Raw genomic sequence first — 18,451 nt, forward strand, 5'->3', positions numbered from 1 at the left:
TTAAGATCGAAATAATTAGTCATCTCATCAGATTTTTTCAACTTTTTGCCTAACCCGCCTTATTGACAATCTTTCTTATGATGTCATCTAATGCCGAGGTCGCCGTACACAGTAAATTAAATATTTCCAGGTTTTCCTCGTTTCCAAGTGCTTTTTTGTCAAAAATATTTAAAAGCCCCAAAATGCTGGCGACGGGGCCTCGAATCTCATGGGAGGTGATATAAGCTATTTCGCGCAATCGGTTATTTTGCTCCAATATGCTAAGCTCTTTTTCTTTTAAGTTCGTGTTGTCGTGCATTACACCTACCATTCGAATCGCGTTTTTATCATTGTCTCTGGCAATGTAAGCCTGATCAATTATATAGGCTATTGATTGATCGGTTCTCATAAATCTGTAATTCGATCGCCAGAATTTAGCGTTTGGATCGCTTCTGGCCGCCTTCAGGCTTTTCAGTACTCGTAATTTGTCGCTTGGATGGATGTTATCTTCCCAAGACCTTTCCAAATTGCCGTTATAATAGTTGTAATCAGCATAAAACTTCCTAAAAATCTTGCCCCCTGTCCTTTGGTTCGATTGAATATCCAACTCCCATATAACGTCATGGGTAGCTTTCATTACAAGGTCATACCGTTCATTTGCTAAGCGCAACTGTTCAAACATGGCAGCCTTTTCATGCTCACCCTTTATTTTAGCGGTTATGTCGCGCGAATTAACTACTATGCCCTGAATTAAAGGGTCCTCGACTTTGTTGGTTGCAAAAGTTTCGACCCAGCACCAGTCGCCATTCTTCTTTAAAAATCTAAATGGTGCTAATTGAAGCTCATTGATGCCATTTAATATTAGCCTGAAAGCGTCGGTCAATCTTGAAAAGTCTTCCGGATGGATGAATTCAGTAAAGGATCGACCAACAAAAGCTTCCGGATCTTCATTTAAAACTTTCTTCACTGAGGGAGCGACATACGTATAAATGCCATTAACGTCAAGGATAGCGATTAAGTCATTTCCACTTTCAATTAATGCCTCGAGCCTGTTTTCCCTAAAGTAAAAAGAATCACTCATCGTTCAGAACTAATACTCCCATAATAATATGATGGTATATTAGATATACGACATAACAATGCTTTTGTTTGACAAAAATGGCTTCTTATGCACTGTATTACAAGTTTTTATATAAATGAATAGCTGACGCAAGAATCCATTCAAAGAATGATAGGGTTAAAGTATGGCGGCCTTGTTTTCATACAAGCTTGCCGCCGGCCAAGTGAGAATGATTTTACATATCAAAAATCCGATGCTTATGAAAGTGCTGTAAAAGCACCATTGATTTAAATCGATGCCTTAATGCCATTTTTTAAAGTTAACCAACTAGACAGTTTAGCCGACCTCAGGCCTGATGAGTTTTAACTTGAAAATATATCAATAGTAATTTTTATAAATTAAAAGGCAATTTTTTAGCAACTGAGTCATGAAAATTAACGTAAACATGTTATCACGAAAAAATAGCAAGTTGAATGAAATTAAACGGTTACATGGATTTTGAAAGCAAAGAGACGGATCTTCTCAATAAAGGCGGCGAAATGGGACAGTCAATCCAGCGGTTTAATTGGGAACAAACGTCATTAGGTTCTCCTGAAAGTTGGCCCGCCAGTCTTGTTGTAGTATTGGGGACGATACTCAATTCCAAATTCCCAATGCTTTTATGCTGGGGACCCGAACTGATCCAATTTTACAATGATGCTTATAAAGAGGTCTTAACTCGATTTTCCAAACATCCAGGGGCGTTGGGACAGCGGGTTGAAGATTGTTGGCAGGAAATCTGGCCTAAAATCAATCCGTTAATTGACCAGGCGTTAAGAGAAGGCAAAGCCACTTTCACCGAGGATTTCCTTTTCTCGTTCTATAACAATAATACACTGAACGCCTCCTACTGGACCTTCAGCATTAGCCCAACGCTGGACGAGGCAGGAACAACTAGGGGAGTATTGGTTATTTGCAATGAGACCACAGCACTGGTGAAAAGTCGCAGCGAAGTATCGCTGTTGCTCGCAGAGGAGCAAACACTGAATGAAGAATTGACAGCTATGAACGAGGAACTTACGGACGCGAATGCAGAACTGATTTCGATTAATGCAGATATGGAGTTAGCTGAAAAACAGTTAAGGGAGTCCGAGGCTAAATACAGGACTGTGTTTCAGTCCAGCCCGTTGCCAATGTGGATTTACGACCCGGATACGCTGAAAATATTGGAGGTCAATGAGACCGCAATAAACAAATATGGTTATTCGAAGGCAGAATTCCTGAACAGGAGCTTGCTGGATATCCGGCCTAAAGAAGAAACCTCCAAATTTTTGAGTTCGCAAAAGCAGGTTGAAAATAACAAACAGGTGCATCTTACAGGAATCTTCAGCCACCTGAAAAAGGGCGGCGAGGTAATCAGGGTGGAAGTGTATGGTCATCGGTTCCAATATATGGGTAAGGAATGTGTAATGGTTCTCACCAATGACGTTACTGACAAAGAGAAGGCTCTCAATCTGTTAAAAGAAAAAGATGAGCGGTTAACTGATGCCACAACTATTGCAAAGTTAGGGTATTGGCAGATAGATGCTGAAGGCAGGAATAGGTATTGGTCTGATGAGGTATTTAATATATGGATGATTCCCAAGAATGCCGACTTGAATGATTGGAGTTACATACGGGAGAGAGTACATCCGGATGACAGAGATTTCTTCGCTGCCGAACGGGCTGAGTTGCTGGGGACTGCCAAAAACGTCGATTTGGAATACCGTGTGGTTTTGCCAGATTCTACAATAAAGTGGGTACGCCAAATTGGAAAGGTGGTCCGGGATCAAAACGGACGGCCATTGAAAATACAAGGTACCATTCAGGATATCACTGGACAAAAGCTGTTGGCAATGTCATTGCAAGAGAGCAATGAGCGCTTTCAATATGCTGCGCAGGCCACATCCCAGGCGATTTGGGAATGGAATGCCAGCGAACCTTCGGTGTTTAAAGAATATGGATATGCCGAGCTTTTCGGTTATCAACTCTCCGGCAATAAGGGTGAAGTCGCTTTTTGGCAGTCAAAGGTACATCGGGAGGACTATGACAGGATATGGGCAGCCATGGGGGCAGCCAGATTAAATCCGGATATTAATGAATGGACGCTGGAATATCGCTTCAAAACGGCAGGAGGGAATTACCTTCATATCAAGGAGAAATCAATATTACTAAGAAACCATCAGGGCGAGCTTTTAAAAATGATCGGTTCAATGCACGACATAACGCGCAGAAAGAACGAAGAGCGACATTTGAGGCTGTTAGAGTCGGTCATCATGAATACTCGGGATGGCGTGCTGATTACCCTGGCTACTCCGGAAGATGGGTTAAATGCGGTTATCGTCTACGCAAATGAGTCGTTTGCAGAAATGACTGGGCACACCCCTGAAGGGTTGCTTGGAAAAACGCCAAAGATCCTGCAAGGGCCGCGCTCCGATAAAGACGAGTTACACAGGTTAAGCGAAGCGTTACGATGCCACCAACCCTGTGAGATCAATACAATTTATTATAAAAGCACCGGTGAAGAATTTTGGGCGAATATTTCTGTGACTCCGGTACGGGACGAGAAGGATGTCGTAAGTCACCATATTACCATACAACGCGACATTACTGAAAAAAAGAAAGCAGAAGCAGAATTTGAGTTATTCGCTGACGATCTTTATAAGAGAAACCAGGAGCTCCAGCAGTTCGGTTATATGATCTCCCACAATTTACGGTCTCCCGTGGCTAATATCATGGGCATTTCCGAATTGCTGGAACTAGACAAGGAGGATCCGCTAACCGTTGAAAAATGTGCAATCGATCTGAAATTCAGCGTAACAAGATTGGACAATGTTATCCGGGATATGAGTAAGATTTTATCGGTTACCGACAGTTCGGTGGAATTAATAAAAGAAACAGTTGATCTACGTGGTATTGTAGCGGAGATCATTGAAGCTTTAAATGATTCAATTAGCCGCCTTGAAGTTGAAATTGAATACCCGTCAGCATCTTTTATTATAAAATCCCATAAAGCTTACGTGTACAGCATCTTTTATAATCTTATTACGAACGCAATAAAGTATCGATCTGAAAAGAGGCTGAAGATATTAGTAAATATTATCAAAAAACCTGATGAGGTGCTGATTGAACTATCGGACAATGGTGTCGGAATCGACCTTTTAAAGCATTCAAATGAGATTTTCAAACCTTATCGGCGGTTCCATTCTCACATTGAAGGAAAGGGACTGGGGCTGTTTCTGGTCAAAAGCCACGTCGAAGCGTTGAAAGGTCAGATAAGCATTCAGAGCACACCAGGACAAGGAACTACATTTAAGGTAATGTTGCCAGTTTGAGAAAGCACAATAGCTTGTATTCAATACAAAAATGCTGAATAATAGGGTCTGTAAAATAAACTGTGTCAAGCCCAGGCAGGCTCCGGCCCATGGGCCGGAGCCTGCCTGGGCTTGATTGCTAATTCAAATCTAATATCATTCTATCAGGAAACCAAATTGCCAGCTTTTGGGCGGTCGTCGCCCAGTTGGAAAGTGGCATCGTCCATTTTTCTTTAATGTTGTTATGGGCCAGGTAAATTAGCTTTAACAGCGCCATATCGGAAGTAAATCCTCCTTTGGTTTTAGTCACTTTCCTGACCTGACGATGAAAGCCTTCGATGGCGTTAGTGGTATATATCAGTTTACGGATGGCTGCGTCATATCGGAAATATGTGGTCAGTTTCGGCCAGTTTCTACGCCACGACTCCAGCACTTTCTCATATTTTTTACCCCATTTCTCTTCCAGTTCATCTAAACGAAGTTCAGCCAGTTCAAGCGTCTCCGCCTGATAGACGGGCTTAAGGTCCTTCATAAATGGCTTTTGGTCTTTCGAGGCTACATACTTTAGGCTATTACGTATTTGATGCACTACACACGTTTGTATCTCTGCCTGAGGGAACACGGCATTTATTGCTTGCGGGAAGCCATTCAGGTTATCGATACAGGCAATCAGGATATCTTTTACTCCCCGGTTCTGCAGGTCGGTAAGCACACTTAACCAAAAGTTAGCACCTTCGCTTTGAGATACATACATCCCTAACAACTCTTTGTGGCCATGACGGTCGATGCCCAGGATATTATAAACAGCGTGGGATACCATCCGGTGATCCTCTTTAACTTTGTAATGCATGGCGTCCAGCCAAACAATCGTGTAGAGCTCTTCCAATGGTCGGGATTGCCATTCTTTTACCTCGGGGATAATCTTGTCGGTTATGGCTGATAAAGTACTGTGGCTGATCTCCGTATCGTACATATCCCGGATGTGCTTTGATATATCACGGAAACTCATCCCAAGGCCATACATGCCGATTATCTTTGATTCCAGGCTTTCTGCCAGAATGGTCTCCCGCTTGCGGATCAGTTCAGGTTCAAAACTCGAATGCCGGTCTCGGGGGGTATTTACCGATATGGTGCCATCTGACGTGCGGACTTCTTTACTGGTCTTACCATTCCTGCGGTTACCCGAACTGCGTTCTGCCTCATCCAAATGATTCTCCAGTTCCGCGTCCAGCGCAGCATCTAAAAAACTTTTCAGCAGTGGCGCAAATGCCCCATCCTTACCGTACAACGACTTGCCCGTGCGGAACTGCTCCAGGACTTTTTTCTTCATTTGCTCGTACTCGAGCGACTCTTCTTCTCTTTTCATCTAAACTATGTTAAAGGTAATTATTTACACTTTGACACAGTTTATTTTACACCCTCGAATAATAATTGCTTAGCTATCGTTTCTGAATGTTTTGTCAGGCCAGATCAAGGCTTAATTCTTCTTACAATTTTGCGCCGATAAGGTGGTTGGCTCTCTTCAAAGCTTCTTCAAACGTCGTCTTGATGTTTCCTTTGCCGATCTGAAATATTAAACGGGCCTTTTTTAATTCATTGATAACCTGTAAACTATTAACTTCGGAAAGGATCAATTTTGTTCCATGCTTTTTTGTTGCTGTATTTACCTCTTTCAGTACCCTAATGCCGGTGGCATCGATAACGGGTACATTTCTCATCCTGATGATCAGTACCCGCGCAGGCTTTTCCAGCATTTTCATAGCATCCTTAAATTTATAAGCTGCTCCAAAGAATAGGGGGCCGTTGATCTCAAAGACATCAACTCCGGTAGGAATAATCTGCGAATCAAACAACTCGCCTGAAACTTGATTCCCAGTAAAAACAGCCTGCTGGACTGAGCTAGCCTGCATCATTTTCCGCATAAACAGGAAGGCAGCCAGGATCATTCCGATTTCAATGGCTACAGTAAGATCAACCAATATGGTCAGGCCAAAAGTGGTTATTAAAACTGCGGCGTCGCTTTTTGAACCTTTAGATACACTGATAAAATTTTCCAGCTCACTCATGTTCCAGGCGACCACGATCAATATCCCGGCAAGCGTGGCCATAGGGATCAGCGCAGCCCACTTGCCGACAAAGAGCATGATCACCAGCAGGGTCAGCGCATGGATCATCCCGGCTACGGGCGTCCTACCGCCGTTCTTGATATTGGTAGCCGTTCTTGCAATTGCCCCGGTCGCCGGGATACCCCCGAAAATGGAAGAGCAGATATTGGCCAGGCCCTGGGCGATCAGTTCGGTATTGGAGCGGTGATTGCCGCCGATCATACCATCTGCTACCACCGCCGATAACAAGGATTCGATACTGCCCAGCAGCGCAATAGTGATCGCCGGCCTGATCAGTTGCTGGATAACGGCGAAGCTTACTCCCGGAATAACTGGTTTGGGCAATGATGAAGGAATGGCCCCAAACCGGCTGCCGATGGTTTCAACGGGCAAATGAAAAAGGCTGACCACAAAAGTAGTAACGATGATGGCGATCAGTGAACCCGGAACCTTGTGGGTGATTTTGGGCCATAACAGAACCACCATTAAAGTAAAAATGCCGATGGCCGCGGCGTAAAGATTGACAGAAGCCAAATGGTGCCCGTAAGCCAGCCATTTGCTGATAAAATCTGCAGGTACGCTGCCCATCTTCAAGCCCAGTAAATCCTTGACTTCGGAGGAAAAAATGATGACGGCGATACCGGTGGTAAAACCGATGATCAGCGGGTAAGGAATATATTTGATGGCGTTACCCAATTTGGTAAGGCCCATGATGATCAGCAATATACCTGCAATAAATGTGGCTATGATCAGGCCGCTGACACCGAACTGCTGGACAATTCCGTAGACAATTACGATAAAAGCACCGGTCGGCCCACCGATCTGGACGCGACTGCCACCTAGTGCAGAAATAATGAACCCGGCAATAATAGCAGTAAAAATTCCTTTTTCCGGGGAAACACCGGAGGCGATGGCAAAGGCGATAGCTAAAGGTAAGGCCACGATGCCAACAATCACTCCCGCAACCATATCTTTAAAGAACTGATCCTTATTATAGTTTTTTAAAGTATCTATTAGCTTTGGCCTAAAAAGGTTCATATCTACAGCAAGTGACGGATTTTCATTTGGTCAGGCTTTGATCCACATTTTCAGCAAAGTATTATCAGAAACATCCGCAAGTTTATAGTCCGGAGGCACCTCTTCCCCTGAAACATGGAAGGTCACCAGGCGGGTCCCGGATGGTTTTTCCTCAAGCGCCTTAAATAAATATTGCGTATAGTAGTTATAGAGGCTTTCGGAAATTTCAATCGTGTCGTCTATTTGGTTCTCCGGGTCAATGTTTTCATAAAAGGAATTATAAAGATAGAAATGATCGAATTGCTTAAAATTGACCTGGGTGATATTGGCATAGATAAAATTCACATTGGGCAGCCCGGTATAGCCCTTTGCATCCTCGGCGTGGTAAACTAATTCATGGCGTTGCTCCACCCCATAGAAATACGTTTCGGGAAACTCATAACCTGCGGCCAGGCAAAACTTACCGATACCGCTGCCGATGTCCAGCACCCGCGCACCCGGTTCTGCCAAAAACGCAGCGGCTTTCCGGGCGACGGCCAAAGGTGTCCAATGTTTCAGGGACAGCAGTTGAAAATGTTCGGGGTACATCCAGTCGAAAGCGGCGTCATTGCTGAATAATGCGGCATTAGATTGTGTTTTACGAAGCTTTATCCCTAACCCTGAGTCAGGGCCTTCTGGGAATGGTGGGAAATTGGAGAACGGGTAAATTTTCATGACCTGCAAATTTAGCCTGTGCAGCAAGGTGATTTACCGTAATAGATCAACGCAGAAGCTGATATTTATCAGTTTTTAAAATGCGTATCTTTACATTTATGAGTCTGTCCGGAATCTTTCCTATTGATCGTTGGAATTTTACCACGCAATCTGTACTGAACGTGCTTTCTGAATCTGAGTATGCTGACTTGCTGGTGCACCAAAGCGAACTGAAATATAAAAAGGGGGAGGTGATTTTCAGGGAAGGCACCGTGCCTTCCGGTATTTTCCTGATCCAGAGTGGAAAGGTCAAGAAATATAAGGTGGACAATCTTTCCAAAGAGCAGATCATTTATGTAGCCGGCCCGGGCGAACTAATTGGTTATCACGCCGTCCTGTCGCAGGAGCGATACCCTGATTCGTCTGCCGCAATGGAGGATAGCGTGATCAGTTTCATACCCGAGGATGACTTTACGCGCGCCTTGCACCACTCGCCGGCATTTAACCAGCAGCTACTAAAAACGCTCAGCCATGAGTTTGCAGTCCTGGTCAACAGTATTTCTGTAATCGCTCAACGGACCGCGCCCGAACGGCTCGCCATTGCCCTGATCGTGCTCCGTGAGAGGTATAAAGAAGAAGGATCCGACGAGAAAGAAATTATATTAAATATCTCCCGGATGGATTTGGCGAGCATGGCAGGCATTGCGCAGGAAAATGTGATTCGCCTTTTAAAGGAGTTTAAGACCGAGGGTATCATCGAAACAGATGGCCGGAAAATATGGATTAGAGATATTAAACGGTTGGTCAAAAAATCAAACTATAGATAAAGATACGTTGGGAACTGCATTGATATAATTACTTTTTGACCGACTCATTCCGACTTGTCTGCCGTTCACTCCTGTATATTTTTTCATAGCTGCCCTCGCCAATTTAACTAGTTGCTTTTTTAATATTAAAGCTTAAGTCAGCCCAAAAATACCGTTCAAAATAATGCGAATGGCTAAACATTTCCTGATCTGTATACATTCCATTACAATATTGTTACCTAATCGTCCAAAATGTGATTAAGGTCATTTTTTCTGATGATCCAATAGCGATATTGGCGTTTTTGTATTTGAAGCCGACATACTGGTAAGCCAGGTCAAAGTTTGATGGTATGAAAAAGAGATTTTCAAAGTAAAATACACTTGTTTATTATAGTCTTAATAACGCTTGAAAACTGCAATAATAAAAGATAAAAAGGTATTAATATAGATTATAAAACAAAACCCTCACAATTATGAAAAAATTTGATTTCATTGATTTTCTGATGAATCCGAAAAAGTGGTGGCTCCCGCTGCTCGTTATTTTCACTATAAGTATTGCAGGCGTAATACAAATTGGTATTCATACCTACTCGGATGCCCCGCCTATTCCGGATTTCACTTCGGACAAAGGGGAAATTATTTATTCAAAAGCAGATATTCTTAAGGGGCAGGCCATTTTTCAAAAATATGCACTTATGGAATATGGGAGCATGTTTGGCGACGGTGCAAATCGGGGACCTGATTTCACTGCGGATGCCCTGCACCATACGATGCTATTGATGAACCATTTTTATTTATCGACAATGAATAAAAGTGATTTAGAAAATAATATAATAAGACAAGGGATTGGCGAGCAAATAAAAAGTGAAATCAAGAGCAACCATTATAACAGTGGAAGCAATCGTGTAATGTTGAGCGCAGCCCAAACCTATGCCGCAGATGAGTTGCCACTATATTACCAGCAATTTTTCTCTGGAACGGCTGGTTCATCCTTTCACCCTGCCGGTTACATAAAAAACGCAAGCGAAATAAGGCCGCTGACCGCTTTTTTCTTTTGGGGGGCATGGGTTTGCGGTGTACAACGGCCCGGCGAAACCTATAGTTATACGCATAACTGGCCTTACGATCCTGGGGCGGGAAATACACCAAGCAGCGCAGTAGTATTATGGAGCATCATCGGCTCGCTGGGGCTTATATTGGGCTTAGGCATCGTTTTGTATTATCATGGGAAAATGGAAAAACTTGATGATAGTGTTGTAGCTAACAAGAGTCGTCCCTTTATGACAACCGATGAAATAAATAAATTCCAGCCGGATAAAACTCAAAAGGCGACCTACAAATTTTTTTATGCCGCAATTTTACTATTTGCAACACAGGTGGTTGCAGGCATATTAACCGTTCATGACTTTGTTGGCTTCGTTAACTTTTTTGGTTTTAATATTACGACGGTTTTACCCGAACCAATTACCAGAAGCTGGCATGTGCAGCTTTCACTGTTATGGATTTCCATTTGCTGGATAGGTGCATCATTCTTTGTTGTTTCGATGATTTCGCCGGGACAGCGCAAAGGGCAGCTAACCCTGATCAACACTATTTTCTGGTTAACAATACTGATGGTTGCGGGTTCCTTCGCAGGAATATTTTTAGGGCCAAAGGGCATTCTTGCAAATTATTGGTACTGGTTCGGACATCAGGGTTGGGAATATGTGGAGTTGGGTAAAGCATGGCAGGCGCTGCTTTTTATAGTTTTAGTTTTGTGGGCCATAACGCTGTATCGCGGATTAAGACCTGTAATGAAATGGGGATCGCCCTGGGCATTGCCCAACTGGTTGGTTTACACAACTTCAAGTATCATTTTATTGCTGCTGTCAGGCTTTATTGCTACGCCGTCCACAAATTTTGTAATTGCAGATTTCTGGCGCTGGTGCGTCATACATATGTGGGCGGAAGCTTTTTTCGAAGTATTTACAACAGTACTGATCGGCTATTTTATGGTGTTAATGGGGCTTGTGAGCATACAGGCAACGATACGTGTAATTTATGTCGCCACGTTATTATTTCTTGGTTCGGGTTTGCTGGGTATTTCACATAACTTTTACTGGAACGCAAAGCCGGTAGGCACAATGGCATTGGGCTCGGTGTTTTCGACATTACAGGTTATTCCTTTGGTATTGCTCAGTCTGGAGGCCTGGCGCTTTAGCAAAATGCCTAAGCTGCTTGAGAAAAATAATCGTACAAATGGCGGCGGGGAAAAACGATTTGGATTTTCGGAAGTGTTCTTATTTCTCCTCGCAGTAAATTTTTGGAACTTTTTCGGTGCAGGCGTACTCGGCTTTATCATTAATCTTCCAATTGCAAACTATTATGAGCATGGCACTTATTTGACGGTCAATCATGGCCATGCTGCATTAATGGGTGTTTATGGAAACCTTTCACTTGCTGCTGTTCTATTCTGTTGTCAGTTATTATTCAAGGCTGAATGGTGGAAACCACGGACAATAAGAGTGGTATTCTGGTCAGTCAATATCGGGCTGTTGCTTATGGTGTTTCTGGACCTGTTTCCGGTCGGTATCTGGCAATTTGAAACGGTAACGGAAAAAGGTCTTTGGTTTGCCCGCAGTGATGAATTTATTGGAAGCGCGGGTTTTCAGACATTCACATGGTTGCGTGCCATAGGCGGTGTCATATTTACATTAGGTGGTGTGGTGCCGCTGGTGTGGTATGTAATGCGCAGCAGAAAGAATTTTATAAAGGCTGGTGATAAGCATTCCACACAATCCCCGATACTCCAGAATAGTGAACAGGTTTTTGTGCCTTAATATTTATAGACGAGAATGACTGATAAAAATATACCGCTCGTTTATTCCTGTTCCGGTTGCTCGAGTGCGGCACAAATGGCCAACTACCTCGCAGTATCATTAGACAGGGCGGGGTCCGGAGAAATGTCCTGCATCGCAGGGGTTGGGGGCCATGTGAAAAAAATAGTGAAAGTGGCGCAGTCAGGGAGAAAAGTAATAGCAATAGATGGTTGTCCGCTTGCCTGTGTAAAAGCATGCCTCGACAATTATCAAATAGTCCCGGACATGCATATTGAACTAACTAAGCTCGGTGTGTCCAAAAAGCAACATGAAGACTTTGATAGTCGTCAAGCCAATGAAATACTGAAAAAGCTCCAACAGGTAATTTCCGAAACATTTGCGGAAATGCCTAAGCCTGGTAAGTGCTTAACAAATTGCCCTGTTGAAGGGACTTTTATGACGACTTCTGCAGGAAGGCAGATATAAGATTTATCAAATGGATGAAGAAATAAAAAATTTCGTACAGAAACAGAAAACAGCTACGATCTGCTGTGTGGACGAGCAGGGTAACCCATACTGCTTTACTTCTTTTTATGCTTTTAGCCCCCAATACTTTTCGCTGATCTTCAAATCGTCTCCCACCTCCCGCCATATCAAATTATTACTGGAAAATCCACAAATAGCCGGAACAATTTTAGATGAAAAAATGGGTGCATTTCCAGCCAAAGGCATCCAATTTTCAGGGATATTCTGCAGAGGGAGGCGCTGCGCAAGTTAGAAGCGGCGATGGAATATTACAAAAGGGTTCCGTTAGCTTTAACAGTAGGAGGCGAAATCTTTTTAGTGAAATTGGAATCGATCAAGATGACAAACAGCGGGAAAATCTTGGGCAAGAAAGTTGTATGGCATAGAGATAGCGATAATATGGAGCATGTGCATTAGCGCTGGAATTTAAGACGCTTAGTTCTCGGTTGCTATCCGAACAGGCATACTGTCCATTTTTGCGCTTATCCGTATTTGACAAGCACGCCTGCTGTCCGGTCCAGTGTCGGGCAGCATTTCCAATATGTCTAATTCCTGACCTCCTTTTAATGCAAACCGGGGCTCATGTTTGGGGGCGCAGTCTGCTTAAGCCTGTATTTTAACTTTCAAACCATCCATAGTTTCATCGATCAGCATTTGACAAGCCAGCCGTACTTCGCTGCCCTGAACGCCGGCTCTTGATAAGGTCGCCTGCTCGTTCCGATCATAATACGATAACTTATGCATGCTGCCGATAATTTCAACCATACAGGTTCCGCATTTACCCATGCCCAAACATTCTCCAAATCCTTCTGTATATATGCGGTCGTAAATCAGCATCATCAGGTTTCGGTATTCATTAGGATAGGTATTAAGAGTATATTCCTGGTCTTCACAGATCACATGAACTACTATATTGTCCAGCTGCTCTTCCATGGCTATTTACGGTCCATTTTCACTTACTGTTCCTCCCAAAATTTATCCGGGTAATCTTCTTTAAATGGCGTATGATGTTGCTGTTCCAGGTAAGCGCCCACTGTTTCCAGCGTGGAGATCGGCAATTCCTTCTCCAGGTGCGGAAAAAGGACCCTCTCCTCAAATCTGATATGTTTAGTCATCAATTCAGCGAAGATTACGAAATCCTCATTGTTCTCCACTTCATAGTGATTCATCCGCTTAACTCGTTTGGTGAGCATGGCATGTTCCTGCTTGGCCTGCCTGGTGAGAGGATCGGTAAGCCGGTTAAATAAAAGCACCTCTTCCTCCTGGAAATGTTCGCTCAAATGATTTTCCCAAAAGAAATTAATATAGGATTTGATCCGCAAAGCATCGACGCCTCTTTTCAATCCTTCTTTGATCTTCCAGCAAAAAAGCAAACCGGAGTGGTGATCATGGGACAGGAAGATCATATACTTGCTACGTTTAATTGGCTTATTTTTCACGTTGTCAAATTATTATGCCGCAAAATCGATCACTGCATCCTTAGCTAAAACAACAAATGCTTTAAAATCCCTGATCACCTTCAAAAGATGCGGCTCACGTGAAGGGATTGTCATGTTTGAACCTTGGTTTAATTCATAGGTCTCACCTTTGAAAATCAGCAGAGCATTGCCGGATTCGACAATGATATAAGCGTCTGAAGTAGCCAGGTGTCTCGGCATACTTGTTCCCGCAGGTAATTCTACGGTCAGGATCTTATAGTGGTCATTCTTTTCTATTTCTTTCATCTTGATAGTAATTTATCGTCTTGCGCCCTCGAACAGCCATTCTGCTCTTCGCGCAGTTTTTCACCAAATCACCCGGGCCACCCGGTTACATCACTACTTTGTCAGGGCCATCCACCATTTTTTGTAAACGATTTAAAAACATATAGGCCATGAGTTCAGCACGGTTTTTTGCATCTGCTGCCACTTCTCCCTCAAAATGCCGGTCTATTGTTTCATAAAACAATTTCAGCCACCGGGTAAAGTGTTCAGGGCCAATTTTCAAAGGTGCATGCCTGGCAAAAGGGTTGCCCCTGAATCCCGGCACACCAAAGAGTGCTGCATTCCAAAAGGCATATAATTTTTCCAGATGATGCGGCCAATCCCCGACCTTTTCCAAAAAGACCGGGCCTATTAATTCATCATTCCTGACATTTTCATAGAATTCATCTACAAAAACTTTGATGTCTTCAATATTTTCGATGTCCTTCATTTAACTAAGTTTATCTGTCCCGAAGTAATATGATAATAGACAGCCCAGGCCACAAACATGATCAGCAGGATGATGATCCAGAAAGGAATGCTTTGAGGGGTCTCACTACCTTGCAGCATAAATGTTTTTTGGTCGCCCTTGCTATAGGCGTTGATCATTAACGGCAAAACCCCGTCGACAACTTCATCCTTTCTGATGCCTTCAACCGCAATCGCCGGGCCGTTCCGGACGATAAAAGGGATGGTCTTGATGCCCTCTTTCCCTCTGTGGTCTTTGCTGACTACTTTAAGGACATGTTTGCCATCGGTCAGCTTTTTGGTATCCAGTTCAAAAGATACCGGCGCAGGAAATGTTCCTACCGGCTGAGGGTCATCGTCGATAAACAGGGTTACAAAACTTTTGTCCTCCATAATACTATTAGTTTAAAATAATGGTCTTAATATTCTGGTGAGCCTTATCACGGGATTTCGCCAGGCATTTGATCATGGCATAAAAAGAGTATGCGGTGATAACCACCATAATGCTTACGATCAAATAATCCCAGTTGCTGTCCGGTCCTGAACCATGTGTGATGCCCTGCAATAATTTCGGCTGCTGCTTTTTACAAGCCTCGCAAGCCACAACAGGCAAGCCAACTAATAGCAACAAAGCCGTGCATATCATACCGGTCCATATTTTTTTTGCTTTCATCTCTTTTATTTTTTTGCGGCAATCTCATTTGCCGGTTTAAGCGCTGCAATTACTTTTTTTACATCATCCACGGTTACTTGTTTGGAGCCATTCCCCCAACTAGTGCGTTCGTGATTGATAATAGCTACAATTTCTTCCGGTTTCAGATTATTATTCGTTCCAACCGGCGGCATTACACCATATCCTTCGTTCGCCCTCCCGTTATAACCCTTCATAATAATTGTGATCTGTACTTCCGGATTGTCATCAAGTACCACCTTGCTGCCCTTTAGAGCCGGAAAAGCACCAGCCAAGCCCTCGCCGTTAGGCTGGTGGCAACTGGAACAATTAGCGGTATACAGGGCGGCGCCATCAAGCTGCGGGGCGGCAATTGCTTTAGTGCTTGCTGCACTTTGTGCGATGCCGGTTTCTTTTGAATCCTTACCATATAAAAATAAAGGTGTTGGCTTTCCATCCGGCAAACTGACCTGCTTTAATGATTTGAGGTAGGCTACCAATTGCATCGCTTCTTTGGTCGCAATAATCTGACCCGTTATGCCTTTGCGGTATTCATCCGGAACATGCACAGCCACGTCGCCGGGAAAGGGGTATTCTTTCACTTCAAACAGCCATGGATATGCGGGCATAATGGATTGCGCTACTACTGACCGGGGGTTATAGAAATGGAGCAGGAGCCAGTCCTGGCTGGGTTGCCTCACACCGATATTGGTCAGGTCGGGCCCTGTGCGTTCAGACCCCATGAGCATGGCGGTGTTTCTCCATACATCTGTTCTCTTGATCCGTGCGTAGTCAGCGGCGATCCCGGGCCTGCTGCCCCATATCTTATCCATATCCACATTTCTGACTTGCTGCGTGTGGCAGGCAATACAACCTTCACGGATATAAATTCCTTTACCGGCCAGTTCATCTGGAGTTAAAGCCTTACTGCCCGGCAGAGGGACGTCATTTTTTTCTGCATTCAACGCCGGTAAAATAGCGGCAAACATGGTCAGGACAATAAATAAAATGATGGCTGCCCCAAAAAGTCTTTTATGATTATTATAGATTTCCATTGTTTTAATTATTGTAAAGCATTTTCAGCAGGCAATTTTTTAAGTTCATCAAACACTGCCTTTTGCAGATCAACTTCTTCCCTGCCGGCAATCATATCATAAAGGTTATAAGCAAAGATCAAGTGCGATGCCCACATCAGCGATCCCCCTATTGCGCGCCACAGCCAGTAGGGTGCCATTTGCACTACAGAGTCGATAAACGGTTTCCCTTCCTGCCAATACATCCCTTTTATCGTACCGCCGATCATCAGGGGAATAGTATAAAATAGGAGCCCAACCAGCGCCATCCAGAAATGAGCGCCGACCCAGGCCTGGCGCGGCTCCCTGCCTGTCAGCCGGGGCACGAGTGTATAAATAGCCGCCCATAACATAAAAGCGATAATCCCATACATCGTAAGATGAGAGTGGGCCACTGTAAAATCCGTAAAGTGCCAGTATAAGTTCGCAGAGCGAAAAGCTTCTGCGGTGCCCTGAAATGAGCCGGTGAAATAGAAAATAATCCCTACCAGGTAGAACGGCAATGTATAGCTCGAACCTATCTTGTTAAAATTCCCCCGGAAGGTCATCAAGAAATTGGTAGTACCTGCGAATACCGGGATCAGCATACCCATACTGCCTATAATCGCAACTGTTTGCAGCCACCAGGGGATGGCACTAAATATGAAATGGTGTGTGCCAATCAACGTATAGAACAGTATTTGTGTCCAGAACGCCAGAATGCCCAAACTATAGGAGTAGATAGGGGTATTCAACTGCTGGGGAAGAAAATAGTAAATGAGGCCGAGGTTAAACAGCATAAACCACATTCCCACGCCCTGGTGCATATAATAACCCTGTGCTATCGTTTCTCCAAGGCCGTTCTGCCAAAAAGGCAAGTACCCCACCAGCGCAATCACGATCGTAAACATAACAGCCGCAACAATATACCAGTTAGAAATATAGATCTCTTTGGTTTTACGTCTTGCAATTGTCCGCAAGTAATTAACCAGAGTGATCACAAGGCCAATAGCAAACAAAAGCATAATGGGCCAGATATATTCCCGGTATTCGCCGCCGGCATTATTAATGCCGGCCATCAATGAAATACTTCCGGCTACAACCGAGGCATTGATCAGACCTAAAGCGTACCATCCGTATTTTAAACTGGCTACTTTGGTATTGCTGACCGTGGAAACCACATAGTAGCCAAGCCCGATCATTGCAAGGGACGACCAGCCCCAAAATACCATATTGGTGTGTACGGGCCTCAAGCGGCCGAAACTCAGCCAGCTTACATGGTCAACATCCGGGGAAACGAATTTGATGCCCAGGTATTCGCCAATTGAAGTGCCCAGGACCAGCCAGAATGCAGCACTGCACAAATACCATAAAATCAATTTCGTTAGAGCCGGATCGATGTCCGGTCTTTTTACGGCTTTCTTCTTGGCAGCGATAAAACGAGGGGTGTTAACTTCTGCGATATGATGGAGTAAGCCTCTTTTGTCGTCAACCGGGATATCACCGGCGAGTTCTGAGTCAGTTAATTTAAATTCAAGCGCACGTTTACGCTGGAGGAGTTCGTTATTGATCTCATCCGTACTCATGTCCTGGATAGACTTAGCAAGTTGTTTGGCCTGAATAGTGATCTTGTTGCTGCGGATTCTTTTGACCATATTATTTACTTTGACCGCAACGAGGTAAACGATGATCAATAAGGGTATAAGAATTAGTGTGATCGTGATCAGAACACCAGGATTGCTCCAAATGCCGTTACTTGCAACAGCTGTTTGGGCAAATAAATGGGTACCTGTGATGACAAGCGGAATCAGAATTGATATTTTTTTCATTATTCATTGGGCTTTTCATCTTTTAATGCTGTGTTGCTCATTAAAGGATGACGTTTAGTTAATATATCGAGCTGATGATTATCCAAATCTTTTAAATGGCTTTTCAGCCACACCTTCCCATTGGCTTCTGTATTCTCCAGCGTTTCCTTCAAGCGATAGCTGTTTTTTAATAGCCATAGGGTAAGCGCCATCAGTATTAGCAGACAAAGGGCTAACAGAACGATTACGCCTGTTGAAGAATTTTCCGTTTGATTTGTATGAGCAGGCTGTCCTATCACTTGTCCCGGAATCAGAGCGGGAAGTGCAATCAACAAAATCATATTTCGCTTCATTTTATAAAATATATTAATACCTATTATCTTTTAATCGAGGCAA

General features: G+C 43.7%; 18 protein-coding genes. 5 read left to right on the plus strand and 13 right to left on the minus strand.

What is annotated here, in order from left to right; genetic code table 11:
- Nucleotides 1–49: 49 nt before the first annotated feature.
- On the minus strand, nt 50–1,060 hold the full coding sequence (locus VL525_RS07940) for a PAS domain-containing protein (protein WP_325385163.1): 1,011 nt from the start codon (nt 1,058–1,060) through the stop codon (nt 50–52).
- A 470-nt stretch (nt 1,061–1,530) separates the two neighbouring features.
- On the opposite strand from VL525_RS07940, the gene VL525_RS07945 reads away from it, so the two are divergent.
- Entirely contained in the window at nt 1,531–4,392 is a 2,862-nt protein-coding gene (locus VL525_RS07945; RefSeq protein WP_325385165.1) for a PAS domain S-box protein, read from the plus strand.
- A gap of 118 nt (nt 4,393–4,510) precedes the next feature.
- Here VL525_RS07945 and VL525_RS07950 read toward each other — a convergent pair whose 3' ends face one another.
- From VL525_RS07950 to VL525_RS07960, 3 genes are all read right to left on the minus strand, one after another.
- A complete protein-coding gene (locus VL525_RS07950; RefSeq protein WP_325385167.1) occupies nt 4,511–5,737 on the minus strand; it encodes an IS256 family transposase in 1,227 nt (408 codons plus the stop codon).
- Nucleotides 5,738–5,858: 121 nt separating this feature from the next.
- On the minus strand, nt 5,859–7,514 hold the full coding sequence (locus VL525_RS07955) for a SulP family inorganic anion transporter (RefSeq protein WP_325385169.1): 1,656 nt from the start codon (nt 7,512–7,514) through the stop codon (nt 5,859–5,861).
- A 30-nt stretch (nt 7,515–7,544) separates the two neighbouring features.
- Nucleotides 7,545–8,207, minus strand: coding sequence for a hypothetical protein (locus VL525_RS07960; RefSeq protein WP_325385172.1), 663 nt, complete (start codon nt 8,205–8,207; stop codon nt 7,545–7,547).
- Between the two features lie 98 nt (nt 8,208–8,305).
- Between VL525_RS07960 and VL525_RS07965 the strand changes: the two genes are divergently transcribed.
- The 4 genes from VL525_RS07965 to VL525_RS07980 all read left to right on the plus strand — a co-directional run bounded on the left by VL525_RS07965 (nt 8,306) and on the right by VL525_RS07980 (nt 12,568).
- Nucleotides 8,306–9,013 carry a Crp/Fnr family transcriptional regulator gene (locus VL525_RS07965; protein WP_325385174.1) on the plus strand — a complete coding sequence of 236 codons (708 nt, stop codon included), beginning with the start codon at nt 8,306–8,308 and terminating at the stop codon, nt 9,011–9,013.
- A 452-nt stretch (nt 9,014–9,465) separates the two neighbouring features.
- Nucleotides 9,466–11,811: a cbb3-type cytochrome c oxidase subunit I gene (locus tag VL525_RS07970; protein ID WP_325385176.1), complete on the plus strand. Its 2,346-nt coding sequence runs from the start codon at nt 9,466–9,468 to the stop codon at nt 11,809–11,811.
- 15 nt (nt 11,812–11,826) lie between these two features.
- Nucleotides 11,827–12,276: a putative zinc-binding protein gene (locus VL525_RS07975; protein WP_325385178.1), complete on the plus strand. Its 450-nt coding sequence runs from the start codon at nt 11,827–11,829 to the stop codon at nt 12,274–12,276.
- A gap of 10 nt (nt 12,277–12,286) precedes the next feature.
- Nucleotides 12,287–12,568, plus strand: a complete 282-nt coding sequence (locus tag VL525_RS07980; RefSeq protein WP_325385180.1) for a pyridoxamine 5'-phosphate oxidase family protein — start codon at nt 12,287–12,289, stop codon at nt 12,566–12,568.
- Nucleotides 12,569–12,918: 350 nt separating this feature from the next.
- On the opposite strand, the gene VL525_RS07985 is transcribed toward VL525_RS07980, so the two are convergent.
- From VL525_RS07985 to VL525_RS08025, 9 genes are all read right to left on the minus strand, one after another.
- On the minus strand, nt 12,919–13,248 hold the full coding sequence (locus VL525_RS07985) for a 2Fe-2S iron-sulfur cluster-binding protein (protein ID WP_325385182.1): 330 nt from the start codon (nt 13,246–13,248) through the stop codon (nt 12,919–12,921).
- Between the two features lie 23 nt (nt 13,249–13,271).
- Entirely contained in the window at nt 13,272–13,754 is a 483-nt protein-coding gene (locus VL525_RS07990) for a hemerythrin domain-containing protein (protein WP_325385184.1), read from the minus strand.
- Nucleotides 13,755–13,766: 12 nt separating this feature from the next.
- Entirely contained in the window at nt 13,767–14,039 is a 273-nt protein-coding gene (locus VL525_RS07995; protein WP_325385186.1) for a cupin domain-containing protein, read from the minus strand.
- An 85-nt stretch (nt 14,040–14,124) separates the two neighbouring features.
- Nucleotides 14,125–14,508 (minus strand): group III truncated hemoglobin, encoded by a 384-nt coding sequence (locus VL525_RS08000; protein ID WP_325385188.1) that lies wholly within the window; start codon nt 14,506–14,508, stop codon nt 14,125–14,127.
- On the minus strand, nt 14,505–14,918 hold the full coding sequence (locus tag VL525_RS08005; protein WP_325385190.1) for a cytochrome C: 414 nt from the start codon (nt 14,916–14,918) through the stop codon (nt 14,505–14,507). The genes VL525_RS08000 and VL525_RS08005 overlap by 4 nt, the downstream gene beginning before the upstream one ends.
- Nucleotides 14,919–14,925: 7 nt before the next feature.
- Nucleotides 14,926–15,198, minus strand: a complete 273-nt coding sequence (locus tag VL525_RS08010) for a hypothetical protein (protein WP_325385192.1) — start codon at nt 15,196–15,198, stop codon at nt 14,926–14,928.
- A 5-nt stretch (nt 15,199–15,203) separates the two neighbouring features.
- Nucleotides 15,204–16,250, minus strand: a complete 1,047-nt coding sequence (locus VL525_RS08015) for a cbb3-type cytochrome c oxidase subunit II (RefSeq protein WP_325385194.1) — start codon at nt 16,248–16,250, stop codon at nt 15,204–15,206.
- 8 nt (nt 16,251–16,258) lie between these two features.
- Nucleotides 16,259–18,076, minus strand: coding sequence for a cbb3-type cytochrome c oxidase subunit I (locus VL525_RS08020; RefSeq protein ID WP_325385196.1), 1,818 nt, complete (start codon nt 18,074–18,076; stop codon nt 16,259–16,261).
- Nucleotides 18,076–18,408: a hypothetical protein gene (locus VL525_RS08025; protein ID WP_325385198.1), complete on the minus strand. Its 333-nt coding sequence runs from the start codon at nt 18,406–18,408 to the stop codon at nt 18,076–18,078. Before VL525_RS08025 ends, VL525_RS08020 begins: the two co-directional genes overlap by 1 nt.
- Nucleotides 18,409–18,451 lie beyond the last annotated feature (43 nt).

It is taken from the genome of Mucilaginibacter sp., from assembly GCF_035492695.1.
In the GTDB taxonomy this organism is placed as follows: Bacteria; Bacteroidota; Bacteroidia; order Sphingobacteriales; family Sphingobacteriaceae; genus Mucilaginibacter.